At 67.3% G+C, this 23,367-nt stretch carries 26 protein-coding genes; 18 read left to right on the top strand and 8 right to left on the bottom strand.

Features of this window, described 5'->3' with window-relative positions:
* The first annotated feature begins 36 nt into the window (after window positions 1-36).
* On the top strand, window positions 37-315 hold the full coding sequence (locus AC3G88_RS17645; protein ID WP_153946438.1) for a DUF1488 family protein: 279 nt from the start codon (window positions 37-39) through the stop codon (window positions 313-315).
* 69 nt (window positions 316-384) lie between these two features.
* Here the strand turns inward: AC3G88_RS17645 and AC3G88_RS17640 are convergent, their stop codons facing one another.
* Window positions 385-852 (bottom strand): universal stress protein, encoded by a 468-nt coding sequence (locus tag AC3G88_RS17640; protein ID WP_153946437.1) that lies wholly within the window; start codon window positions 850-852, stop codon window positions 385-387.
* A gap of 217 nt (window positions 853-1,069) precedes the next feature.
* Between AC3G88_RS17640 and paaA the strand changes: the two genes are divergently transcribed.
* From paaA to AC3G88_RS17605, 7 genes are all read left to right on the top strand, one after another.
* Window positions 1,070-2,080, top strand: a complete 1,011-nt coding sequence (gene paaA, locus AC3G88_RS17635; RefSeq protein ID WP_488893670.1) for a 1,2-phenylacetyl-CoA epoxidase subunit PaaA — start codon at window positions 1,070-1,072, stop codon at window positions 2,078-2,080.
* 13 nt (window positions 2,081-2,093) lie between these two features.
* Window positions 2,094-2,384, top strand: a complete 291-nt coding sequence (paaB, locus tag AC3G88_RS17630; RefSeq protein WP_153946435.1) for a 1,2-phenylacetyl-CoA epoxidase subunit PaaB — start codon at window positions 2,094-2,096, stop codon at window positions 2,382-2,384.
* A gap of 10 nt (window positions 2,385-2,394) precedes the next feature.
* Window positions 2,395-3,243 carry a 1,2-phenylacetyl-CoA epoxidase subunit PaaC gene (gene paaC, locus AC3G88_RS17625; RefSeq protein WP_488893669.1) on the top strand — a complete coding sequence of 283 codons (849 nt, stop codon included), beginning with the start codon at window positions 2,395-2,397 and terminating at the stop codon, window positions 3,241-3,243.
* A gap of 13 nt (window positions 3,244-3,256) precedes the next feature.
* Entirely contained in the window at window positions 3,257-3,886 is a 630-nt protein-coding gene (gene paaD / locus AC3G88_RS17620; protein ID WP_488893668.1) for a 1,2-phenylacetyl-CoA epoxidase subunit PaaD, read from the top strand.
* A gap of 13 nt (window positions 3,887-3,899) precedes the next feature.
* Window positions 3,900-4,985 (top strand): 1,2-phenylacetyl-CoA epoxidase subunit PaaE, encoded by a 1,086-nt coding sequence (paaE, locus tag AC3G88_RS17615; RefSeq protein WP_488771837.1) that lies wholly within the window; start codon window positions 3,900-3,902, stop codon window positions 4,983-4,985.
* Window positions 4,986-5,203: 218 nt separating this feature from the next.
* A complete protein-coding gene (locus AC3G88_RS17610) occupies window positions 5,204-6,001 on the top strand; it encodes a DUF1835 domain-containing protein (protein WP_400394043.1) in 798 nt (265 codons plus the stop codon).
* A 44-nt stretch (window positions 6,002-6,045) separates the two neighbouring features.
* Window positions 6,046-6,663, top strand: a complete 618-nt coding sequence (locus tag AC3G88_RS17605) for a TetR/AcrR family transcriptional regulator (RefSeq protein ID WP_488893667.1) — start codon at window positions 6,046-6,048, stop codon at window positions 6,661-6,663.
* 39 nt (window positions 6,664-6,702) lie between these two features.
* Here AC3G88_RS17605 and kefC read toward each other — a convergent pair whose 3' ends face one another.
* Both kefC and kefF read right to left on the bottom strand, forming a co-directional pair.
* The gene (gene kefC, locus AC3G88_RS17600; RefSeq protein ID WP_488771835.1) at window positions 6,703-8,523 is read right to left on the bottom strand and encodes a glutathione-regulated potassium-efflux system protein KefC; all 1,821 of its coding nucleotides are present in this window, start codon (window positions 8,521-8,523) and stop codon (window positions 6,703-6,705) included.
* Window positions 8,520-9,110: a glutathione-regulated potassium-efflux system oxidoreductase KefF gene (gene kefF, locus AC3G88_RS17595; RefSeq protein WP_488893666.1), complete on the bottom strand. Its 591-nt coding sequence runs from the start codon at window positions 9,108-9,110 to the stop codon at window positions 8,520-8,522. The genes kefC and kefF overlap by 4 nt, the downstream gene beginning before the upstream one ends.
* Window positions 9,111-9,467: 357 nt before the next feature.
* Between kefF and AC3G88_RS17590 the strand changes: the two genes are divergently transcribed.
* On the top strand, window positions 9,468-10,166 hold the full coding sequence (locus AC3G88_RS17590; protein WP_488893665.1) for a GNAT family N-acetyltransferase: 699 nt from the start codon (window positions 9,468-9,470) through the stop codon (window positions 10,164-10,166).
* 90 nt (window positions 10,167-10,256) lie between these two features.
* Here AC3G88_RS17590 and AC3G88_RS17585 read toward each other — a convergent pair whose 3' ends face one another.
* The 5 genes from AC3G88_RS17585 to AC3G88_RS17565 form a co-directional block, all read right to left on the bottom strand.
* Window positions 10,257-10,751 (bottom strand): Lrp/AsnC family transcriptional regulator, encoded by a 495-nt coding sequence (locus AC3G88_RS17585; protein WP_029051418.1) that lies wholly within the window; start codon window positions 10,749-10,751, stop codon window positions 10,257-10,259.
* A 209-nt stretch (window positions 10,752-10,960) separates the two neighbouring features.
* Window positions 10,961-11,566, bottom strand: coding sequence for an EF-hand domain-containing protein (locus AC3G88_RS17580; RefSeq protein WP_488771833.1), 606 nt, complete (start codon window positions 11,564-11,566; stop codon window positions 10,961-10,963).
* Between the two features lie 175 nt (window positions 11,567-11,741).
* Window positions 11,742-12,416: a hypothetical protein gene (locus tag AC3G88_RS17575; RefSeq protein WP_488893664.1), complete on the bottom strand. Its 675-nt coding sequence runs from the start codon at window positions 12,414-12,416 to the stop codon at window positions 11,742-11,744.
* A gap of 107 nt (window positions 12,417-12,523) precedes the next feature.
* Window positions 12,524-13,744, bottom strand: coding sequence for a globin domain-containing protein (locus AC3G88_RS17570; RefSeq protein WP_488893663.1), 1,221 nt, complete (start codon window positions 13,742-13,744; stop codon window positions 12,524-12,526).
* A gap of 96 nt (window positions 13,745-13,840) precedes the next feature.
* A complete protein-coding gene (locus AC3G88_RS17565) occupies window positions 13,841-14,296 on the bottom strand; it encodes an RrF2 family transcriptional regulator (protein ID WP_488893662.1) in 456 nt (151 codons plus the stop codon).
* 175 nt (window positions 14,297-14,471) lie between these two features.
* On the opposite strand from AC3G88_RS17565, the gene gspG reads away from it, so the two are divergent.
* The 9 genes from gspG to gspD all read left to right on the top strand — a co-directional run bounded on the left by gspG (window position 14,472) and on the right by gspD (window position 23,337).
* Entirely contained in the window at window positions 14,472-14,927 is a 456-nt protein-coding gene (gene gspG / locus AC3G88_RS17560; RefSeq protein WP_400393935.1) for a type II secretion system major pseudopilin GspG, read from the top strand.
* Window positions 14,928-14,945: 18 nt separating this feature from the next.
* Window positions 14,946-15,458, top strand: a complete 513-nt coding sequence (locus AC3G88_RS17555; protein ID WP_488893661.1) for a prepilin-type N-terminal cleavage/methylation domain-containing protein — start codon at window positions 14,946-14,948, stop codon at window positions 15,456-15,458.
* Window positions 15,455-15,868: a type II secretion system minor pseudopilin GspI gene (gspI, locus tag AC3G88_RS17550; RefSeq protein ID WP_488893660.1), complete on the top strand. Its 414-nt coding sequence runs from the start codon at window positions 15,455-15,457 to the stop codon at window positions 15,866-15,868. The genes AC3G88_RS17555 and gspI overlap by 4 nt, the downstream gene beginning before the upstream one ends.
* Window positions 15,858-16,601: a PulJ/GspJ family protein gene (locus AC3G88_RS17545; RefSeq protein WP_488893659.1), complete on the top strand. Its 744-nt coding sequence runs from the start codon at window positions 15,858-15,860 to the stop codon at window positions 16,599-16,601. Before gspI ends, AC3G88_RS17545 begins: the two co-directional genes overlap by 11 nt.
* A complete protein-coding gene (gene gspK, locus AC3G88_RS17540) occupies window positions 16,601-17,620 on the top strand; it encodes a type II secretion system minor pseudopilin GspK (RefSeq protein WP_488893658.1) in 1,020 nt (339 codons plus the stop codon). The genes AC3G88_RS17545 and gspK overlap by 1 nt, the downstream gene beginning before the upstream one ends.
* Before the next feature lie 267 nt (window positions 17,621-17,887).
* Window positions 17,888-19,468 (top strand): type II secretion system protein GspL, encoded by a 1,581-nt coding sequence (gene gspL, locus AC3G88_RS17535; RefSeq protein WP_488893657.1) that lies wholly within the window; start codon window positions 17,888-17,890, stop codon window positions 19,466-19,468.
* Window positions 19,465-20,067, top strand: coding sequence for a type II secretion system protein M (locus AC3G88_RS17530; protein ID WP_488771825.1), 603 nt, complete (start codon window positions 19,465-19,467; stop codon window positions 20,065-20,067). The genes gspL and AC3G88_RS17530 overlap by 4 nt, the downstream gene beginning before the upstream one ends.
* Window positions 20,067-20,873, top strand: coding sequence for a type II secretion system protein N (locus AC3G88_RS17525; protein ID WP_488771824.1), 807 nt, complete (start codon window positions 20,067-20,069; stop codon window positions 20,871-20,873). The genes AC3G88_RS17530 and AC3G88_RS17525 overlap by 1 nt, the downstream gene beginning before the upstream one ends.
* A 28-nt stretch (window positions 20,874-20,901) precedes the next feature.
* Window positions 20,902-23,337, top strand: coding sequence for a type II secretion system secretin GspD (gene gspD, locus AC3G88_RS17520; protein WP_488893656.1), 2,436 nt, complete (start codon window positions 20,902-20,904; stop codon window positions 23,335-23,337).
* Window positions 23,338-23,367: the final 30 nt, after the last annotated feature.

Below are 23,367 nucleotides of genomic sequence, written 5' to 3'. Positions count from 1 at the left end.
CGCGATTTCCCCGTTCCCGGCAAGACGAGGCACGCCATGGTCGATATCACCTTCCCCAGCGCCGTTCCCACCTACTGCGGGGCCAGCCTGACGCTGTCCTGCCCCGCCACCGTGAACGGCACCCGGTCGCAATACTCGGTCACGGCAGAAGCACTGGAAGCCTATTGCGGGGCGCAATCGGCACGCGAGGAGGATCTCGTCCGCGCCTTCACCAGCAACCGCAGGCGTATCGAACAACTCGCGGAAACGCTATTCGAGCTGACCGAAGCCCGCGAGATCGTGCTGCGCGGCGGCCATTTCCGGTTCGCCGGCTGACCGCCGCATCGGCGCCGGCGGCCCTGCATGGCCGGCTGCCCGGCTCCCGGAACGACTACCTGTCGACGATCAATCGGCGGATGCCTTGCCGCGCACCAGCAGCACCGGCGTCGTCGATTGGCGAATCACGGCCTCGGCCACGCTGCCCAGCACCAGACGACGTACGCCCCGGCGGCCATGGGTGCCGATGACCAAGAGGTCCGCGCCCCATTCGCTGGCGGCCGCATTGATTGATCCCGCGATGTCGCCGATCACGGCCGGATCGGTCACCAGCTTCGTCTCGAAGGGCACGCCGGCATTGCCGAGCACCCGGCTGGCGGCCTCGAGCGCCTTCTTGCCGCTGTCCACATAGGCCCGTTCGATCTGCGTGGGATCGTAGAAACCCGCATCGAACAGCATCACGCCGTTATCGACCACATAGAGCGCCAGCACGGTGCCGCCGCCGCTGGCCACCCGAATCGCCTCCTGCAGCGCCAGATCCGACGTGCTGCTGCCATCCACAGCCACCGCGATCTTGCCGTAAGCCTTGCTCGACATAGCTTTGCCCTCCATTAAGACGTGGAAGCTCGATACTACACGTGGCGCCGAATCCACGTGTCGATCGTAAAACTATTAATTGACCGACCAGTCGGTTTATATTTATATTGAGCCAACTGACCAACCCCACAACAGTCCGCGCCGTTCTCGGCCGTATCGCGCCAGCGCACCAAAAAACAGATCGGCCCCCGCCAAAGACGAAAGTCAAGGAGACGTGATGTACACACAGAGCCTCGACCTGCCAGGCCAGCCGCAGCATGTGCCCACATCGGCCGACGCCGACCAGGCCACCCGGCAGGCCGCCTTTGACGCGCGCATCGCCGAAGACGCCAAGATCGAGCCGATGGACTGGATGCCCGAGGCCTACCGCAAGACGCTGGTGCGGCAGATCTCGCAACATGCGCATTCGGAAATCATCGGCATGCAGCCCGAGGGCAACTGGATCAGCCGCGCCCCGTCGCTCAAGCGCAAGGCCATCCTGCTGGCCAAGGTGCAGGACGAAGGCGGCCACGGCCTCTATCTATATAGTGCGGCCGAAACGCTCGATGCATCGCGCGACGACCTGCTCGATGGGCTGCACAGCGGCCGCGCCAAATATTCGTCGATCTTCAACTACCCCACGCTGACCTGGGCCGACGTCGGCGTGATCGGCTGGCTCGTGGATGGCGCGGCGATCATGAACCAGATCCCGCTGTGCCGCTGCTCGTACGGCCCTTACGCGCGGGCCATGATCCGCATCTGCAAGGAAGAGTCGTTCCACCAGCGCCAGGGCTTTGACGCGCTGCTGAGCATGATGCGCGGCACCGAAGCCCAGCGCGCCATGGTGCAGGACGCCGTGGACCGCTGGTGGTTTCCGGTGCTGATGATGTTCGGGCCGCCGGACGCGGCGTCCACCAACAGCACCCAGACCATGGCCTGGGGCATCAAGCGCATTTCGAACGACGACCTGCGCCAGAAGTTCGTCGATGCCACCGTCGAGCAGGCCAGGGTGCTGGGCGTGACGCTGCCCGACCCCGGCCTGATCTGGAACGACGAGCGCGGCCACTACGACTACAGCCCACTGGACTGGGAAGAATTCTGGCGCGTGATCAATGGCGACGGCCCCTGCAATCGCGAGCGGCTGGCCACGCGCGTGAAGGCGCACGAAGACGGCGCCTGGGTACGCGAGGCGGCGCTGGCCCATGCCGAAAAGCGCGCCCGGCGCGCATCCCCGGCCAAGGCGGCCTGACCCGGAGACCACCATGACGCAACAAAAGGAATGGCCGCTGTGGGAAGTTTTCGTCCGCAGCAAGCAGGGCCTGGAACACAAGCACTGCGGCAGCCTGCACGCCGCCGACGCGCAGCAGGCGCTGCACATGGCGCGCGATGTCTACACGCGCCGGCAGGAAGGCGTGTCGATCTGGGTGGTGCCGTCGGCGGCCATCACGGCCAGCGCGCCGGCCGAAAAGGCGGAGCTGTTCGACCCGGCCGCCGACAAGATCTACCGCCACCCCACGTTCTACCAGTTGCCCGACGAAGTGAACCATATGTAAGGCCGGCCCCATGACGCAACCCAACGTAGCCGACGGTATCGCCCTGGCACGCCTGCCGCTGGCGCAGACGGCCCCCCTGCAATACGTGCTGCGCCTGGCCGACAACGCGCTGATCCTGGGTCAGCGCAACGCCGAATGGTGCGGCCACGGCCCGGTGCTGGAAGAAGACATCGCGCTGGCCAATATCAGCCTCGACCTGATCGGCCAGGCACGCCTGCTGTACAGCCACGCCGGCGCGCTGGAAGGCCGGCTGACCGGCCGCGTGCGCCACGAGGACGACTACGCCTACTGGCGCAGCGAACCGGAATTCCGCAACTGGACGCTGCAGGAACTGCCGCACCACGGGCCACTGGCCGGCACGGCGCGCGCCGACCGCGACTACGCGGTCACCCTCATGCGCAACTTCCTGTACAGCGCGCTGATGGCCGAACTCTGGCCGGCGCTGGCGCTCAGCACCGACACCGAGCTGGCGGCCATCGCGGCAAAGTCGGCCAAGGAGGTGCGCTACCACCTGCACCATGCCGCCGACTGGGTGGTGCGCCTGGGCGACGGCACCGATGCGTCGCACGCGCGCATGCAACGGGCGCTCGATCACCTGCTGCCCTATATGAACGAGTGCTTCGTCGATGATGCGGTGGAGCAGCAAGTGGCTGCACAGGGCGTGGGCGTGCTGACGTCCAGCCTGCGCGCGGCCTGGGAGGCCACCGTTGCCGCCACGCTCGATGACGCCACCCTGCGGCGCCCGGCGCCGTCAGCCTTCGTGTCCACCGGCAAGCACGGCGTGCATTCCGAACACATGAGCTACCTGCTGGCCGAACTGCAGGGGCTGGCGCGGGCCCATCCGGGCGCCCAGTGGTAATGCGAGGCCGGCCATGCGCACCCTTCCCGCACCGATGACACGAGCTCCGGCATCGCCATTCGCGCCGACATTCCCCCACGGCGACGACTCCACGCCCGCCGCTTCCGCGGTTTCGCCCGAAGACCGGCTGGCCCGCGCCTGGGCGGCGCTGGAAGCCGTGCCCGACCCCGAGATCCCGGTCGTGTCGATCCGCGACCTCGGCATCCTGCGCGACGTGGCGCTGGCCGATGACGGCCACACCATCGAGGCCATCATCACCCCCACGTATTCGGGCTGCCCCGCGATGTCGCAGATCGAGGAAGACGCCGGCCGCGCGCTCGAAGCCGCCGGCCTGGCACCGTGGCGCGTGCGCACCGTGCTGGCACCGGCCTGGACCACCGACTGGATCACCGAAGCCGGCCGCGCCAGCCTGCGCGCGTTTGGCATCGCTCCGCCGGGCCAGTGCGCCAGCCCGGCCACGCATGGTGGCAATGTCCGGCCATTGCGCTTCGTGCCGCGCCAGCCGCAGACGCCGGCCATTGCATGCCCGCGCTGCGGCAGCGTCCACACGCAGGAGCTGTCGCGCTTTGCCTCCACGGCCTGCAAGTCGCTCTACCGCTGCCTGGATTGCCGCGAGCCGTTCGACTACTTCAAACCCTATTGAGCACCGCCGGCCCATGACCCCACAGTTCCATCCGCTACGCGTGGCGCAGGTTCGCCCCGAGACGCCCGACACGGTCTCGATTGCCTTCGATGTCCCGCCGGACCTGCGCGATGCCTACCGCTTCACGCAGGGCCAGTTCCTGACGATCAAGGCGCCCGTCGAGGGCAAGGACGTGCGCCGCTCGTACTCGATCTGCTGCGGCGTGCAGGATTACGACGATCACGGCGAACTGCGTGTGGCCGTAAAGCTGGTGGACGACGGCGTATTTTCCACGTGGATCCACGACACCGTGGCCGTCGGCCAGGTGCTCGACGTCATGACACCCGATGGCCGTTTCCACGTGCCGCTCGATCCCGATGCATCGCGCCATTACGTGGCCTTTGCGGCCGGCAGCGGCATCACGCCGGTGCTGTCGCTGATCCGCACCACGCTGGCGCAGGAGCCGCGCAGCCGCTTTACGCTGGTCTATGGCAACCGCAGCGTCGATTCGATCATCTTCTCCGAGGCGCTCGAAGACCTGAAGAACCAGTATCTGTCGCGCTTCACGCTGTACCACGTGCTGTCGCGCCAGCCGCAGGAGGTGGATCTGCTGCATGGCCGGCTCGACCGCGACCGCGTGACCGCGTTCCTGCAGACCCTGCTGCCCGTGGACGACATCGACGCGGCCTTCGTGTGCGGCCCCGCGTCGATGATTGACGAAGTCGAGGACGCCCTCAAGGCCGCCGGGCTGGACCCGCACCGGATCCACGCCGAGCGATTCGGTGTGCCGCTGACGCAGCCCCGCCCGGCCCCGCCCGCCCATGCCGACCAGGCAGGCACCGCCGAACTGGTGGTGGTGCTGGACGGCAAGCAGCACAAGATGCGCCTGCCTTTGACCGATGGCAAAGTGCTGGACACCGCGCTGGCCGCCGGGCTGGACCTGCCTTATGCCTGCAAGGGCGGCGTCTGCTGTACCTGCCGCGCCAAGGTGCTGGAGGGCAAGGTCGAAATGGAAAAGAACTACACGCTCGAACCATGGGAGATGGAAAAGGGCTTTGTCCTGACTTGCCAGGCGCGCGCGCTGACGCCCCGGGTGGTGGTCAGCTACGACGAACGGTAAGGGCCGCCCAGCGGGGCTGACCGATGTCAAGGGTGTCGGGCCTATGGCGGGAATCCCACATGTCAGACTGCCGCCGATGCCCGGCCGGCGTCGCACCGTGATTACAATGGCGGAACACGCTTCATGCGTCGCATCGCCCGCCGGGCGGCCGCCTGCCGGCGGTGGCGGCGGCCGCATGCGGAGGTCCGGCACCCGTCGCACCCTATACAATCACGGTCATGCAATACATACATGTCGTCAACGGCGATGTCGCGGGCAACACGCTGCGCCAGGCGCTGGCCCAGGCTGCCCGGCCCGACCCGGTGGTCGTCCTGCGCGACGATCTTGCCGTGGGCCCGATCGCCGATATCGACAGTACCGGCCTGATCCGCTCGGGCTTCTGGCAGCGCGTGGCGCCGCACACCGATATCGACTTCGCGGCCGAGATGCGCCAGGCGCTGGACCAGCTCCAGCAACTGCGTCGCGACGACATGGAAGTGGCCATCTGGCATGGCCAGAGCGCATCGGACCAGCTGATGCTGCGCCGGGTGGTGTTCCACCTCTACCAGGCCCCGCAGCGTATCAACGAAGTGGCGATGGACCTGCGCGAGCTGGAAGCCCCCACGCACGGCAGCCTGACCGCCATCGGCATGTATCCGTCCGCCCGCCTGGCACGTCGCTTTTCGACGATCGCGCCGGTCTCGGTGCTGCGCCTGGGCCGGCTCGGCTACGAGTGGCAGCAGAACGTCAAGGAAAACGCCGATGTGCGGCTGTGGAAGGGCAATACGCTGGTGCCGGCGGCCTATCACAACGTCGACGACGTGATCCTGGAGCGCGCCCCCGACGACTGGACGCCGGCCGCGCAGGTGGTGGGCAGCGTGATGGGTGCCATCGAAGGCCTGCTGGCCAGCGACTGGTTCGTTTTCTGGCGCTGCCGCGAGCTGGTCAGCACCGGGCCGCTGGCGCTGCGCGGCGACCCGCAAAGCCTCGAATCGTGCGAGATCCGCCGCAACCGTCTCGCCGCCCACACCGATTGACGCCGTACCGATAACAGAACAACAGGCGGATCGATCCGACCCCTATGGCACGAACCAAGGCGCCCGATTTCGAGGCGCAACGCGAACAGATTCTCGACCTGGCGGCCGCCGCCTTTGCCGCCTCCAGCTACCCCAGCACCTCGATGGCCGACCTGGCTGCGGCCTGCGGCACGTCCAAGGCCCGGCTCTACCACTATTACGAGAGCAAGGAAGCGATCCTGTTCGACCTGCTGGACCGCTACACCCGGCAGCTGATGCAGATCGTCACCGATGTGGAGGCCGAAGGCACGCGCCAGTCGCGCAGCCATCGCGAGACATTCGGCCATCTGCTGCGCGCCTTCCTGGCTGAATACGAGACATCGCAAACGCGCCATATCGCGCTGATCAACGATGTGAAGTTTCTGGCCGAGGAGCAGCGCGACCAGATCCTGCAACGCGAGCGCGACGTGGTGGCGGCGTTCGCACGCCTGCTGCAGCGCGCCTATCCGGAGCGCGTGACACGCGACAGCCAGACCGCGCTGACCATGACCGTGTTCGGCATGATCAACTGGACCTTCACCTGGCTCAAGCCCGGTGGCCGGCTGTCCTACGCGGCGTTCGCCGAGATGGTGGTCGGGCTGCTCGAACACGGCCTGGCACCGGGCATGCCGGGCGCCCGCTGAGCCAGTCAGGCCGGCCGGCGCACGCCTGCCGGGGCAACCTCAGGACCATTCGGCATCTTCCAGCTTGCGCCGCTGGTCGCGGTCCTGGCGGAACATCTCTTCCAGTTCGTCGCGCGCCTGCTTGGCCATCGAGACCAGCGTTTTCTGATCCTTGTAGTACGGGTAGAAACGCTCGATGGCCTCGATATTGTGGCGCCGGAAGCGCAGCGCCACGCTGCGCGCCTCCACCCGGTCAAAGCCCAGTCCCTCCAGCACCTTGCGTCCCAGCATCAGCGAACCTTCAAACATCTCGCGCTCGTAGTTGTCGATGCCGATGCCGCGATCCATGAGCTGGTAGACGTGCGACACATGCCGCGCGCGCGTGTAGATCTTCAGGTCCGGCCAGCGGTGGCGCACCTTGTCGATCAGACCCAGGTTGTCGTCCAGGTCCTCGATGGCCACGATCAGGATCTTCGCCTCGCCGGCGCCAGCTGCTTCGAGCAGGTCCATGCGCGTGGCATCGCCATAGAAAATCTTGAAGCCGTACTGGCGCAAGAATTCGATCTGATCGGGATCATGGTCCAGCACGGTCACGCCGATGCCCTGCGCATACAGCAGGCGCCCGATGATCTGGCCGAAACGGCCAAACCCGGCAATGATCACAGGATTGTGATGATTGGTGATCTCGTCGTCGGGCCGCTTCGACATCGCGTTCAGACGCGGCGCCAGCAACTGGTCGAACAGCAGCAGCAACAGCGGCGTGGCCACCATCGACAGCGCCACGATCAGCACCAGCAGCGCCTCGGTTTCCTTGGGCAGCAGGCCGACCGTACGCGCCTCGGCAAACACCACGAACGCGAATTCGCCGCCCTGCGAGATCAGCAGGCCAAACAGCAGCCACTGCCCGCGCGACACCCGGAAACGCTTGGCCAGCAGCGTCAGCACCGCCGTCTTGATCAGCACGAACGCCGCCACGAACCCCATCACCTTGCCGGGCTGCTGGGCGAGGATGCCGAAATCGATCGACATGCCCACCGCCATGAAGAACAGTCCGAGCAGCAGGCCCTTGAACGGCTCGATGTCGGCCTCCAGCGCATGGCGATATTCCGAGTCCGCCAGCAGCACACCGGCCACGAAGGTGCCAAGCGCCATCGACAGGCCCACGGCGTCCATCATCAGCGCGATGCCGACCACGAGCAGCAGCGAAAACGCGGTGAACATCTCGCGCATGCCGGTGCGGGCAATCACGCGCAAGGCCGGCCGCACCAGGTAACGGCCGCCCACGACCACCGCGCCAATCACGGCCACCGCCTTGGCGGCGGTCTGCCAGTTCTCCGGGCCGTGGGCCGTGGCACCCGCGCCGTCCGCGGCCAGCAGCGGCAACAGCGCGATCATCGGAATCGCGGCGATATCCTGGAATAGCAGAATGCCGAAGCTGGCGGCGCCGGCGCCGGTCTGCATCAGGTTGCGCTCGGCCAGCGTGGCGAACGCAATCGCCGTGGACGACAGCGCCAGGCCCAGCCCGGCGACGATGGCCACCTGCCAGGGCGCGCCGAACAGCGCCGCAACGATGCCGATGGCCAGCGCGCACGCCGCCATCTGTATCGAACCGTAGCCAAAGATGCTCTGCTTCAGCGCCTTGAGCTTGCGCGGCTCCAGTTCGAGCCCGATCACGAACATCATCAGCACGACGCCGAACTCCGAGAAATGGAGGATCGACTCGACGTTGGTCACCAGGCGCAGGGCAAACGGACCGATGGCGGCACCCGCGATCAGGTAGCCCAGCACCGCGCCCAGCTGGAACCGGCGCGCGACCGGCACGGCCACCACGGCCGCCACCAGGAACACCAGCAGGGCAATCAGGAAGTCATGCTGGTTCATGGCGCGTCCTCCCCGCTGACCTCGGATGCCGGCCATTCCTGTGTTTCCGGGGGCAGCGGCGGGGCTGCCAGGTGCCGCGCCACATGTTCGATGTGCAGCGCCACGGCGTCGGTGTCGGCGCGGTCGGCATCGTGCAGCACGACCGGGGGCATCCAGCTCATGCCGCACTGCAGGGCGGTCTGCTCCAGCGGCAGCAGGAAATCGCCGATGGGATGGCCGTGGGCGCCGTCGGGACCGTAAGCATCGGCCTGGCCGCCCGCGCTGACCACGGCCAGCATCGACTTGCCGCGCAGCGCCGTGCCGCCTGGACCGTAGGCCCAACCCAATTCGAGCACGTCGTCGAGCCAGAGCTTCATCAGCGCCGGCACGCTGTACCAGCGCACCGGGAACAGCAGCACCACGGTTTCGGCGGTCGACAGCAGCCGCTGTTCCGCTACGACGTCGATGTCGTAGTCGACATAAAGGTTGTAAAGCTCACGCACTGCCACATGGGGCAGTTCGGCAAGGGCTTCGGCAAGGGGATGGTTGACGCGCGAGCGTCGGGGCGCGGGATGCGCATAGATCACAACAATCGGTGGCTCGTTCATGAATGGGGCTTTGTCTTTCCCTTGGGGGATCGATGCGACAGACAAGCCAGCCGGTGCGGCGTTGCAGCAAATCCACAACCCAGACACCAGCGGCGTCCCAGCCGCGTTCATAACCTGTTGAATTGTCAGCGTTTTTTGATATGCACCGCTTCCGCGCCACAGTTAGGCGGACAGGTAGCTTACGCGATACTGACAATTCCACTACAATACTTTTCGCGCCGCAGCAACCTAGTGTTTGCCCGAATCCCGCATTCTGGATCACAAATCCAACTCATGCCGCACAGAGTTTGATGAAAGAGCAGGGACGACCACCGCGACGGTGCTATTTTTATACCGATCACTGAAGAAGGAAACCAAGTGAACCCGCTCGAACTGAGCAAGGCCGTCGGCGCAGTCACCGACGAAGATCTTCGCCGTGCAGCCGAGGCGAGCCAGGCAACCCAGCGTCCCACCACCCTGGTGCGCGAGCTGGCTGCCCATCATCGCTCGCGCCTGCAGAAGCATTTTCTCGCCTTGGGCGAGGAAGATCGCCTGCTCCGTTTTGGCCAGTCGGTTGGCAACCACGTGATCGAAGCGTATGTGGAAAGCATCGATTTCGACCACGACAGCGTGTTTGGCGTCTATGACGAGCACCTGGAACTGGTGGGCGTCGGCCACTTCGCGAACCTGCGCGACAACGCCCAGGGCCGCGTTGCCGAGTTCGGCGTGTCGGTGTCGAAGAGCGCCCGGGGCCGTGGCATCGGCAGCGCCCTGTTCCAGCGCGCCGCCATCCATGGCCGCAATACCAACGTCCGCACGCTGTACATGCACTGTCTGTCGCGCAACGCCGCGATGATGCACATCGCCAAGAAGGCCGGCATGAAGGTGCAATATGCCTATGGCGAAGCCGATGCCTACCTGGAACTGCCGCCCGCCGACACGGTGAGCCGCCTGACCGAGGCCATCGACGAACAGGTGGCTGACCTTGACTACATGGTCCGCCGCAACCTGCGCGATGTCCGCCGCTTTGGCCTGCGTTTCTGGCGCTCGCTGGTGCCGCAGAAGGGCACCGTCTGATCCGTTCCGGCCGCCCCGGATGAAAAACGGCGCACCCGCAAGGTGCGCCGTTTCTGTTTGGTGCGGACCGCAGCGCAGCCTAAGCCGCTGTCAGGCGCCGCCGGCCACGGGCAGCGCCGTGGTGTCCTTGATCGATTCCAGCGCGAAGCTGGAACGCACATCGATCACCGACGGATGCGCCAGCAATTGTTCCTGCATGAAGCGCGCAAAGTGCTCCATGTCTTCGACGTAGACCTTCAGTAGCAGATCCATCTCGCCCGTCATGGCGTGGCACGCGGCCACTTCCGGCCAGGTCTGGATGGCGGCACGGAACAGGTCCAGCGGCGCCTTGCCCTTGGGTGTGCCGCCCTGCTTTTCCAGCCGCACATTGATGTAGGCAAGCAGGCCCAGCCCGATCTTGTTCGGTTCGAGCAGCGCCGCATACTGGCGAATCACGCCAATTTCCTCAAGCCGACGGATGCGGCGCAGGCAGGGGCTCGGCGACAGATTCACGCGCTCCGCCACTTCCAGATTGGTCAGCCTCCCGTTGGTCTGCAGGACCTCCAGAATCTTCCGGTCGATCTTGTCCAGCTCCACCTTGCTCACGTTTTGTTGCTCCGCAATATGTTTGTCGGCAATTTTTTTGCGCAAATTTAGCAAGTCGTGCACAAGTCCGCAATTTATTTCATGCAGCGACGAGTACGGCAGCCATTTGCAGCGGGCGCATGCGTCACGTGGGGCGAGGCAAGGATGGTGCCAGCCAAATAAAAAAGCGCGGCCCGAAGGCCGCGCCTGGCAGATGCCGGGGCGATGGCTTAGTTGCCGCTCGGCGACGGAACGGCCGGGGCCGAGGCACCGTCAGGGCCGCGACGCTGCATGCGATCCATCCGGTCCTTGTGCATCTTCTGCATGTCCGACTGGATTTCGGCCATGGTCACCTTGCCGTCATGGTTCGCGTCGAGCTTGTCGAAGCGGTCGGCCATGCGCGGGAAGGCGGCCTTGAACTCGTCGCGCGTCAGCGCACCGTCGTTGTTCTTGTCCGCCGCCTTGAACCTGGCTTCGAATTCGGCCTTCATCTCGGCGCGACGCTGCTCCCAGGCCGCCTTGCGATAGGCAGCCAGTTCGGTCTTGTCGAGCTTGCCGTCGTGGTTGGTGTCGATCTTGTTGAACAGCGCGTCGGCTTCGGCCTTCGAGATCGTGCCATCGCCGTCGGTGTCCACCGACTTCATCCACATCATGCCGCCATGGTGGTGCTCGCCCGGGCCGCCCATGCGGTGGTGAGGCGCGGGGCCACCCTGCGGAGCCGCCTGCGGGGCGGCCGGGGCCGGCGTGGTTTGCGCGAAGGCGGCACCGGCAGCCATGAACACGGCCGAGGCGGCGATAAGGCTCTTGAGGATGTGCGTCTTGTGATTGCGTTGCATGTCTGTGCTCCTTGTCATCACGTTGGGCATGTACGGATTAGAACGCAGACAACCACGCCAAGTTGGCAGTTTTAATACGATGTTACGGGCCTCACAGAATCGACTCGGGCCGTAAACCGCCGCAATACAGTCAAAGATTGCGCAATATTGTGAAACTCGTATTTTTACGATTTGATCAGTCTTTCGGCAGCAGGTTCTCGGCCCCGTGCGGCGGCACTGACTGGAGGTCCTGCGGCGCGAAGCCCTGCTGTTGGGGTGCCGGCTGCTGGAACTGCTGAGGCTGCTGTATCGGCGCACTGGCCACCGGCGGCGGCGACTGCACGGGCGCCGGCATCGGCGTGGACAGCGGTGCGGCCGCACCGGACGGCGGCGCCGCTGGCGCATTGCCCGGACGACCAACCGATACGGTGTTCTGTAGCGGCAGCGCAATTTCCTGGCGCACACCATTGCGCTCGATCACGATATTGCGGCCATGAATTTCAATCAGGCGGATCTGCGGCGAGAGCGAGGCACCGGCGCGCACGGCCTTGGGCGGCCCGCCATCCAGCGACAGGATGGCTGCCGCCGGCCCCACGCCATCGAGGTCCGCCACCACGCCGATCAACTGGATATCCCGCACACCCGCTTGCGCACTGCCGCCAAACAGCGTGGCCACCGCACCGGTTTCCACGGCCTCGGTCTGGGCGATACGTGCCGATTTGGGGACGGGAATCGTCCGCATCGCACTGAACGCCAGCACCCAGTGCGTGGCCAGTGCGCACAGTGCGACAAATAGCAACAGACCGGCTGCGCGCGGCAGCCATGAGGCGGAAAGGTCGAAGCGGAAGGCAGGCCGGGTCAGGGTTGGCACGAGCGGTACGCCAGGCGGCGGAATCCAGGAGGTCGCCTAGCGTACCAGACGCCGGTGTCGATTGTCTGTCCGTCGTGCCAGCCCGCGGCTGGCCGGGGCGACCAGGATCAGAGCAGGTCGTCGAGCAGGTCGGGACCGAACACTTCGCGGTGGATATGACCCACCGGAATCCCCGCATTGATCAGCGCATGACGCTGGGCTTGCATGAAGCCCAGCGGGCCGCACAGATAGAAGCGCGCATCGTTGAATGCCGAGGTGTCTGCGGCCTTGAGCAGCGATTCGATCGGCATCGTACCGGCGTGGTCGTAGTCGCGGCCCGATACATCGGCGGCCTGCGGGGTTTCGTAGCTGATGTGGGTACGCAGGTTCGGCATCCGTTCGCGCGCCCAGCTCAGGTCGCCGCGATGCGCGTGGTGCCCGCCATGGCGTGCCGCGTGCGCGAACAGCACCGGGCGGTGCGGATTTTCCCTGGCCAGCGTGCGCAGCACTGACACCATCGGCGTCACGCCGATGCCGGCCGACATCAGCACGATCGGGCGGCGGTCGTCGATCACCGGCGCAAACTCGCCCCACGGCGTGCTGACATGCAGCGTGGTGTCGACATGCGCGTTGTCGTGCAGCCAGTTCGATACCGCACCGGCCGGGGTTTCGGCACTGCCGTCCTCGCGCTTGACCGAAATGCGCCACGTGGGCAGGCCGCGCTCGCCAGACAGCGAGTACTGGCGCAGCTGGCGATGGCCGTCGGCAAGCTTGGCTTCCACGCTGATGTACTGGCCCGGAGCAAAGTCGCGCAGCGGCTTGCCATCGGCGGCCGCCAGCGTGAGCGAGACCACCTGGTCGCCTTCCTGCTCGCGGGCGATCACGCGCACACGCTGCAGTTCGCCGGCCTTGACGCCGTGCCGCTCATACAGGCGCGCTTCGGCCGCGATCAGTTCGCCGGCCAGAAGCCAGTAGGCTTCGTCCCAGGCCGCCAGCAGCGGCGGGGTGGCGGCATCGCCCAGCACGGCGGCAATGGCTTCGAGCAGATACTTGCCGACGATCGGATAGTGGGCCGAGGTCAGGCCGACGGCCACGTGCTTGTGGACAATGCGCTCCACCACGGGCGCCAGCACATCGGCGCGGTCGACATTGGCGGCATAGGCAAACACCGCGGACGCCAGCGACTGCTGCTGCGAACCGTTGTCTTGGTTGCCCATGTTGAACAGATGCCTGAGCTCGGGGCGCGCCGCGAACATCTCGCGGTAGAAGTGCGTGGTAATGGCAAGACCGTGCTCGCGCAGCACGGGGACGCTGGCATCGATATAGGGGCGGGAAGCAGCGGACAACATCAGCAAAAACTCCTGTTAATTCATGCATTTCAAATGCATGTTTTTTCGCACGATAAAGCCGGCGTCAGACTGCGGCTGGGGTCTCGCCCCGCTGCCTCAGGCCACGCGCCGGCTCAGGAAATCGCGATGCAGACTGATGATCGACTCGGCCGTCCGGCTGTTGCCGGAAACTTCGGCCAGCGTGACGCCGTCGAGCGCCTGGTAGAACGCCTCCTCGGCCTGCTCCAGCGCCCGCTTCAGCCGGCAATTGCCTTGCAGCGCGCACGGCGGGTCGGCACAGTCGATCACCGACTTGTGCCCTTCCAGCTCGCGCAGGATGGTACCGATCGACAGCGTCTCCGCGCCCGGGCCCAGCTGCAGCCCCCCATGCCGCCCACGCGTGGCCGAGATCCAGCCCAGCTTCGACAGCCGCGCCGCCACCTTCACGAGGTGATTGTGCGATATGTCAAACTGCTGGCCGACTTCGGCAATCGTGATCGGACGGGTGCCGTCGCCGCGTGATACATACATCAGCAGGCGCAAGGCATAGTCGGAGAATCGGGTCAGTTGCATCGTGCCTGGAATCATAGATAACATGCATCCTGAATGCAATATTTTTATTGCAGTTGCACATTGGTACATTTATCGGGCCCTGATACCCCGGCAGCACACCAAACGGTCATCTGGCGGGGGTTATACTCTCCGACCATACCTCGACCCTCAAGGCATACAACCGATGCGCAGAACCGTGACCCAGACTGCCGCCCTCCGGACGCAACTTCATCGCCGCCTCGCCCGCGGCTTCACCCTGATCGAAATCATGGTGGTGATCGTGATCCTGGGCGTGCTGGCGGCGCTGGTGGTGCCCAAGATCATGAGCCGTCCCGACGAGGCACGTATCGTTGCCGCGCGTCAGGATATCTCGTCGATCATGCAGGCGCTCAAGCTCTATCGCCTGGACAACGGCCGCTACCCGACCACCGAACAAGGCCTGGCGGCACTGGTCAACAAGCCCACGACCGAGCCGATCCCCAACAACTGGAAGGGCGGCGGCTATCTGGAAAAGCTGCCCAAGGACCCGTGGGGGCATCCGTACCAGTACCTGAACCCGGGTGTGCGCGGCGAGATCGACGTGTTCAGCTTTGCCGCCGACGGCCAGGCCGGGGGCAGCGGCAACGACGCGGATATCGGCAACTGGGAATAAACCCCACCCCTTCCCTTCATGACTCCGGCGACGCCGCGCGGCCAGCCCGCCCTACTCCAGCGCCGCCGGCTGCACGGCTTCACGCTGCTCGAACTGCTGGTGGTCATGGTGATCGCCGGCATCGTCATCTCCCTGGTGGCGGTCAACGCCACCCCCAATGATCGCGGCCGCGTACTCGACGATGGCCAGCGCATCGCCCGCCTGTTCGAACTGGCCCAGGAAGATGCCCAGCTCGGCGCCCGGCCGCTGGCCTGGGAAGGCGACGCTTCGGGATGGCGTTTTCTGGAATCCACGCCGCAGGGCTGGGTGCCAATGCGCACCGACGTCTTTGCGCCGGGCCACTGGCGCATACCGCTGGACAGCGCGGTCGTCGTACAGGGCGGCCGCCAGCTGGGCACCGGCCCGATACGGCTGGTCTTCGGACGCGAACTGATCGACGAACCGCAGCGGCTGGTGCTGACGCGCGGCGACATCCGCGTGGACGTGACCGGCGACGGCAGCGGCCGCTACGTAGCGACGGTAACGCAATGATCAGCCCGCCCTTCCCCGCCCACGCCCGCGCCCCGGCCCGGGGCTTCACGCTGATCGAAGTGCTGGTCGCGCTGACCATCCTGGCCGTGGCGCTCACCGCCGCCATGCGCGCGATGGGATCGATGGTCGAGTCCAGCGCGTCGCTGCAGCAGCGCATGCTGGCCGAGTTCAGCGCCGAAAACCACCTGGCCACCCTGCGGCTGTCCAAGACCTGGCCCGAACCGGGCACGCGCGGCTACGACTGCCCCCAGGGCGGCGTGGCATTGTGGTGCGAGGAATTGGTCTCAGGCACGCCCAATCCGTCGTTCCGTCGTGTGGAAGTCGCCGTTTATCCATCCGCCGGCAACAAGTCGGTGCGGCTGGCATGGCTGGTCACGCTGGTGCCCAATGAAACCCGCAATGTTCTCTGAGCGCCGCATCCGGCCCGATGCCCGGCGCGGGTTCACGCTGCTGGAGATGCTGGTCGCCATCACGCTGCTGGCGGTGATGGCCGTCATCGGCTGGCGCGCGCTCGATTCCCTGACCCGCAGCCGCGAACGGCTGACCGACCACGACGCCCGGCTCGATGCGCTGAAGGTGCTCTACGGCCAGTTCCAGTCCGATTGCGAGCACCTGGCGCAACCGGCCCAGCTGCAAGCCAGCCCCGTGGAGATCGGCGCCAACCAGCTGCTGCTGGTGCGCGACCGCCGCGACGAAGGCCAGCCGCCGTCCTGGCAGGTGGTGGCCTACCGGCTCGACGGCAATACCGTCGTACGCGCGGCCAGCCGCGCCGCCTATTCCCGCAACGACGTGCAGGGCGCGCTGATGGCCCTGCGCCAGCCGGGCAGCGCAGGCCTGCAGATTCGCCCGCTGCTGGGCAACGCCGACCAGTTGTCGGCGCGTGCCTGGGTGGAGCCGGCAGGCTGGCTGATCGATACCGGCCGCATACGCACCGCGTTGATGCAGGGCAGCGCCGTGGCCAACGCGGCCGAGGCGGCGGCAGCGGCCGCGGCGGCCGCCACGGGCGCCAGCGATGCCCAGGCCGGACTCGGCACGATCTCGAACAGCGTGGCCGTGCGTGCCGTCGAACTGAACGTGTTCGCGCGCATGGGCGACGGCGATGCCACGCGGCAGTTCCAGAAAATCTGCATGACGGGGATGTGATGACACGCACGCGCTTCGCCACATCGTTTCGCATGCGCCCGCGCCGCCAGCAAGGCGCCGCCGTGGTGACGGCCCTGCTGATGGTGACGCTGGCGGTGGTGGTGGTATCCGGCATGCTGTGGCGCCAGCAGGTGCAGATCCGCTCGATCGAGAACCAGCGGCTGGTGGCCCAGGCTGCCTGGATCGAACGGGCGGCGGTGGACTGGTCGCGCCTGATCCTGCGCGACGACCAGCGCCGCTCGCAGGTGGACTACCTGGGCGAGCCGTGGTCGGTGCCCGTGGCCGAAACCCGACTGTCCGACTTCCTGGGCGCGGGCGTCAGCACGTCCGAAGGCGGCGAGACATCGTTCGTGTCGGGCCGCATCCTCGACGCGCAGGCGCGCTTCAACCTGACCAACCTCTATATCTGGCAGGCCGATGGCACGGGCCGCGTGGCCAATATCGACCAGCCGTCGCTGCTGGCCTTCCGGCGCCTGCTTCAAACGCTGGGCATGAACGCCGGCCTGGCCGAGCCGACCGCGCAGTATTTCCTGCGCGCGGCCCGTGGCGTTTCGGCGAACGGCCAGCCCGCGCCGCGTCCGCCCGACAGCGTGGAAGACCTGCTCGCCGTGCCCGGCTATACGCCGGCAATGGTGGCGGTGCTCGAACCGTTCGTCACGGTGTTGCCCGAACGGTCCAAGGTCAACGCCAACACCGCCGAAGCCGAAGTCCTGTCCGCCGTGATCGACAAGTTGCCGCTCGACCGGGCGCGCGAGCTGGTGCGCCAGCGCGACCGCAGCTACTTCAACAACACCGGCGACGTGACGACCCAACTGCAAGGTATCGCCCCGCAGGCCGTCAACCCCGGCGACGCGGTGGACGTGCGCACGCACTATTTCCTGATCTACGGGCTGGTCCGGCACGAGCGGGCGCGCCGCCTGAAGGTGTCGCTGGTGTTCCGGGCCGACGTGCTGGGCAGCGGAAACACCACCAGGATCATCTGGACCCGCGACGCCGACGCCATGCCCGAGCAACGCTGAAACGGGGCCAGCCCGCAAGCCGTTTTTGCCCGGATGCGTGTAGGCATCAACGTTCTGCAGAATCAGCCGGACCACTATTGACGCGCGTAAGTCACACAGGCAAGGTATGCTGCTGCGCCGAGCCGGGTCCGGTGCCGCCAACTGCCGCCAGGCCAGGGATTGTGCCCGCCAGCCTGCCCCGGCGCATGGCGCCAGGGGCGCCAGCGGGCGGCTGACCGGCCAGTCACGCGCCTCCAGCGCATCTTCGCCACAGACAACAGGGAAATCTTGAGTACCACGCTCTACGTCCGCCTGCCGCACCGGCCGCATGACCAGCCGCAACCGTGGCAGTTTGGCGCGATGCCTTTTGCGCTGGTACGGGCATCCGCGGAAAAAAGCCGCGCCGGCGGCCTGTCGGCGGCGCCCGAGCTGTTGCGCGAAGGCCACGCCCTGGCGGCGGAAATGCCGGCGGCGGACCGCCTGGTCCTGATTCTGGCCGCCAGCGATGTGCTGCTCACGGCAGCCATGGTGCCGCCGCTGCCGCCCGCCCGGCTACGGCTGGCCCTGCCGAACCTGGTGGAAGACATGCTGGCCACGGACGCCGCGCCATGCCATATCGCCCTGGGCCCGGCGCTCGATCCCGCCGCCCCGGCGCGCGGCCCGCGCCGTCGCCTGTTGATGGTCACCGACCGCGCCTGGCTGCGCGCCGCGCTCGACCAGTTCACCGAACACAAGCACCGCCGGCGCAACGTGCTGCCGGCCCAGTTGTGCCTGCCACTGGAGGAAGCCACCGCGCCGGCGCCGGCACCCGTCGATGTCGTCGATGTCCCGGCACCGACAGCGACACCGACACCGGAACCGGCGATGGCCGGAGACGCCGCGCCCGCCCCCGCGCCGCAGCCGTCTGTCCCCGAGGCACCCGCCACGGCCGATGACGCGGCCCAGCCGGCGACGCTGGTGGTGGAAGCCGCGACATCGGCGCTGGCCCAGTCGGCCTCGCTGCTGGACGCCGCCGCGCCGCCGCCGGCAGCCGCCGAGACGGCCCGACTCTGGCAGCTGACGGTCCGGACCGGCCCTTACGACGGCTACGGCCTGTTGCTCAATGACCAGGCCCTGGCCGCCTGGCAGGTGCTGGCTCCGGCCGGCGTATGGCACGGCGACCCTGCCGCACTGGCCCACGCGCCGGTCCCGGCGCTGCGTGCGCAGCGGCCGGTCGCACGTGCATCGCGGATTTCCGAAAACTGGCGTATCTGGCTGGCGGGCGCCGAAGCCTGCCTGCGCGATCCGCAGGTCGACCTGGCGCAGTTCGAGTTCGCGCAGGGCCGGATGGACCGCTGGAACGTGCTGGCCTGGCGCCTGCCGGTGGCGCTGGCCGTCGGGCTGGCACTGGTGCAGATCATCGGCATGAACGCCCAATGGCTGATGTTGCGGCAGGAGTCGAAGCGCATCGAAGCCGCCCAGATCGATATCCTCCATACCGCCTTTCCGAACGTGCCGCCGGTGGCCGAGCCGCCGCTGCTGATGCGCCGCCAGATGGAACAGCTGCGCACGGCAAGCGGCCGCAGCACACCGAGCGATTTCCTGCCACTGGCCGACGGCTTCGCACGCGCCGCCCACAGCCTGCCCCCCGATGCGCTGTTGCAGCTCGACTATCGCGCCGGCGCGCTCTACGTCACGCTCAAGCCGGGCACCAATACCAATGCGCTGCGCAGTGCGGCGCGGCAAGCAGGCCTGCAGATGGAAGAAGACAAGACGCCGCCGGACGCCGCCGTGCGTGCGGGCGGCGCCCCGACCCCGCCCGGCTCGCGCTGGACGATCAAGAGCGAAGCGCGCGCCGACAGTCCGGCGCAAGGCAGGGCCGGCGCATGAAGTTCGGTCCATCCGCAAAGCGCCCCGCCGCCGGCACCGCCGCAACGGGTACGTCCGCTGGCCGCCTCGGCCGGCTGCGCCCGCGCGTGCCCGACGCGTGGCGCGAACGCTTCGACACGTTCTGGAACGCCCGCAATCCGCGCGAACAGGCGATCCTGGGCGGTGGCGCGGTGGTGCTGGTGCTGGTGTTCGGCTACCTGGTGCTGTGGGAGCCGGCCGCGACCGGCCGGGACCGCCTGATGCGCAACCTGCCGGCGCAGCGCGCCGACCTGGCCGAAATGGAAACCCTGGCGCAGGAAGCGCGCGGCCTGCAAGCCAGCCCGGCGCCGTCGTTGCGGGGCGATGCGCTGACCCAGGCGCTGCAGGACAACCTCGGGCAGCATGGCCTGAAGGCCACGCGCCTGGCGGCCACCGGCGACAACGCCGTGCAGGTCCAGCTGGACAAGGTGGCCTTTGGCGCGGTGGCCAGCTGGCTGCAGGATGTGCGCGCCCAGCAGCGGCTCAAGGTCACGGACGCCCGCATCAGCTATGTCGGCGCCACGGCGCTGGTCAATGTCACGGCAACGCTGCAAGGCCCCGGTGCCGGTGGCCGCAACTGATGGCGCGGCTCGAGGCCCTGCGCCTGCCCCGTCGGCGCGTCCGCGCGTCGCGCGGCTCGCAATGGCTGCGCTGGGCGCTGCTGGGCGCGGCAACCGTGGTGGTGACGGTGACGGCTTCGTTGCCCGCCACGTGGATGGCCGAACGCATTGCCACGGAAAGCGGACGCCGCGTGCTGCTGGCCGATGCGGCCGGCACGCTGTGGCACGGCAGCGCCACGCTGGCGCTGTCCGCCGGCGCGGGCAGCCAGACATCGACCGTGCTGCCGGGCCGGCTGACCTGGGACGTGGCGTTCTGGCCATTGCTGACCGGCACGCTGCGCCTGGTGCTGGAACAGGACATGACGATGGCCGCGCCGGTAGCGGTGGCGGTGACGCCCGCCGGCTGGACCGTGCAGTCGGGCGGCATCCGCCTGCCGGCGTCGCTGCTGGAAGGCATTGGCGCCCCGTTCAACACGCTGCGGCCGGACGGCACGATGCGGATCGACTGGACGGCGCTGCAGGGCAAGTTTGCCGGCAACCAGAAATTCGGGCATCTGACCTTGCAACTGGACCAGATGTCGGCGGCGGTGAGCCGCCTGCGCCCGCTGGGCAGCTATCGCGCGGAAGTCGACCTGGCCGGCGCCGCCGGCCGCCTGCAATTGAAGACCACGGCCGGACCGCTGCATCTGGAGGGCAGCGGCACGCTCGGCCGGCAGTCCCGCTTCGAAGGTACGGCCCATGCCGACCCCGAGGCGGCCACCCAGCTGGCGGGCCTGCTGAGCCTGCTGGGACGAACAGAAAACAACGTGACAAGGCTGCGCTTCTGATCGCCGAAGCCCGGGCCTGAAACCGATGATGACAACGCAAGCACACCACCACCTCGTCCGCACCGTCTGCGCCCGCGCTACCGCGCTGCTGTGCACCCTGTCGCTGCTGTCGCCCGCCATGGCGTGGGCCCAGCCGCAGCAGCAGGTACCGCAGCCCAATGACATCTCGCCACGCAACCGTGACCAGGTGGTGTTGAACTTCGTCAACGCCGATCTCGAATCGGTGGTGAAGGCGGTGGGCCAGGCCACGGGCAAGAATTTCGTGATCGACCCGCGCGTGAAGGGCACCGTGAACCTGGTGACCGAGCAGCCGGTGTCGCGTGCCCAGGCGCTGGAAACGCTGGGGTCGGTCCTGCGCATGCAGGGCTACGCGATGGTGGAATCCAACGGCTTCACGAAGGTGGTGCCCGAGGCCGATGCCAAGCTGCAGGGGTCGCCGACCGTGATCGGCGGCGGCGCCGGCCGTGGTGACCAGGTGGTGACGCAGGTGTTCCGGCTGAACTACGAGTCGGCCAACAACCTGGTGCCGGTGCTGCGTCCGATGATCGCGCCCAACAACACCATCACCGCCTACCCGGCCAACAACACGCTGGTGATCACCGACTACGCCGACAACCTGCGCCGCCTGGCCCGCATCATCGCGGCCGTGGATGCGCCGGCATCGGGCGAAGTCGAACTGGTTCCGCTCAAGAACGCCGTGGCCAGCGATGCGGCCGTGGTGCTGCAGAAGCTGCTCGACCCATCGGCGGCCGGCGGTGCCGGGGGCGGCGCGGCAGCCGGCGATGCGTCGCTGCGCACCACCGTCGTTGCCGAGCCACGTAGCAATTCGCTGATTATTCGCGCCACCAGCCGCGCCCGGGTACAGCAGGCGCGCCAGTTGATCGAGAAGATCGACCAGCCCTATGCGCGCCCCGGCAATATCTGGGTGGTGCCGCTGAAGAATGCCGATGCGGTGAAACTGGCGGCCACGCTGCGCGCGATCGTCGCGGCGGATAGCAGTTTCGCGAGTTCGACGCAGGGCGGTCAGGCCGGCGGCATCGCCGGCGCCACGGGCGCCACGTCGCAGACCACCTCGCTGCCGCAGGGCGGCCAGTACACCGGCGGCAGCAGCAGCGGCTACAACCGCAGCGGTTCGGGCTCGTCGGGCTTTGGCAGCTCGGGCGGCGGCTCGAATGCGTTCTCGTCGTCGTTTGCCGTGAACCAGCAGCCCACCACGGGCGGCATCATCCAGGCCGATCCGTCAACCAATTCGCTGATCATCACGGCCAGCGAACCGGTCTACCGCAACCTGCGCGGCGTGATCGAGGATCTGGACGCGCGCCGTGCCCAGGTCTACATCGAATCGATGATCGTCGAGGTGACGTCCACGCAGGCCAGCGAACTTGGCATCCAGTGGCAGGGTCTGGTCAACAGCGGCGGCAGCGTCACCGGCTTTGCCGGCACGAACTTCGGCACGGGCGGCCAGAACATCGTCAACCTGACCGCGGCCGGCGTGCTCTACGGCGAGAACAAGACCGCCGGCCTGGCGGCGATCCAGCAGTTGCTGCCCACGGCGGGCGGCCTGAACCTGGGCGTCGTGAACAAGGCCCTGGGCCTTGGCGCGCTGCTGCGGGCACTGGGCACCAATGGCAGCGTGAACCTGCTGTCCACGCCGAACCTGATCACGCTCGAGAACGAAGAGGCCAAGATCCTGATCGGCCAGAACATTCCGATCACGACGGGCTCCTATGCGCAGACCGGCAGCAGCGCCTCGGTGACGCCGTTCCAGACCTTCGACCGCAAGGACGTCGGTATCACGCTGCGCGTGCGCCCGCAGATCAGCGAGGGCGGGCTGGTCAAGATGCAGATCTACCAGGAATCGTCGTCGGTGGTCGCCGGCACGCTCGCCAACACCTCGGGCCCGACCACCAACGTCCGCTCGATCGAGACGAACGTGCTGGTCGATGACGGCCAGATCATCGTGCTGGGCGGCCTGATCGAGGACAACTACGGCGACGGCGTGCAGAAGGTGCCGCTGCTGGGCGATATCCCCTGGATCGGCTCGCTGTTCCGCTACGAAAACAAGAACCGCGCCAAGACCAACCTGCTGGTGTTCCTGCGCCCATATGTGATGCGTACGACGGCCGCCACCGACCGCCTGACGCAGGACCGCTACGACTACATGCGCACGCAGCAGCAAGGCTTCGTGTCGCCTAACATGATCGTGCATGACGCGGTGACGCCGGTGCTGCCGCCGGCCAACGCGCCGACCACGCCGTTCGTGGATCCGCGCGGCGGCACCCTGCAGCAGGGTCCGCTGCCGCTGGACCAGACGCCCGGCCAGCCGGGTTCGCAGCCGGCGCCGCAACCGCTGCCGCAACCGCTGCCGCAACCAGCGCCGCAACAGGCGCCCCAGTCCGCGACACCGCGGCCGCTGTCGTTCAACGACGAGTCGTTCGCGGCGCGTCAGGCCTCGCAGAGCTGAGCATCATCGACATGGCCACCGAAACACTCG

The sequence above is a fragment of the Cupriavidus sp. 86D6 genome (assembly GCF_057815095.1).
The sequence above is the reverse complement of the archived record's forward strand: the minus strand, read 5'-3'. Positions and strand labels throughout refer to the sequence as shown.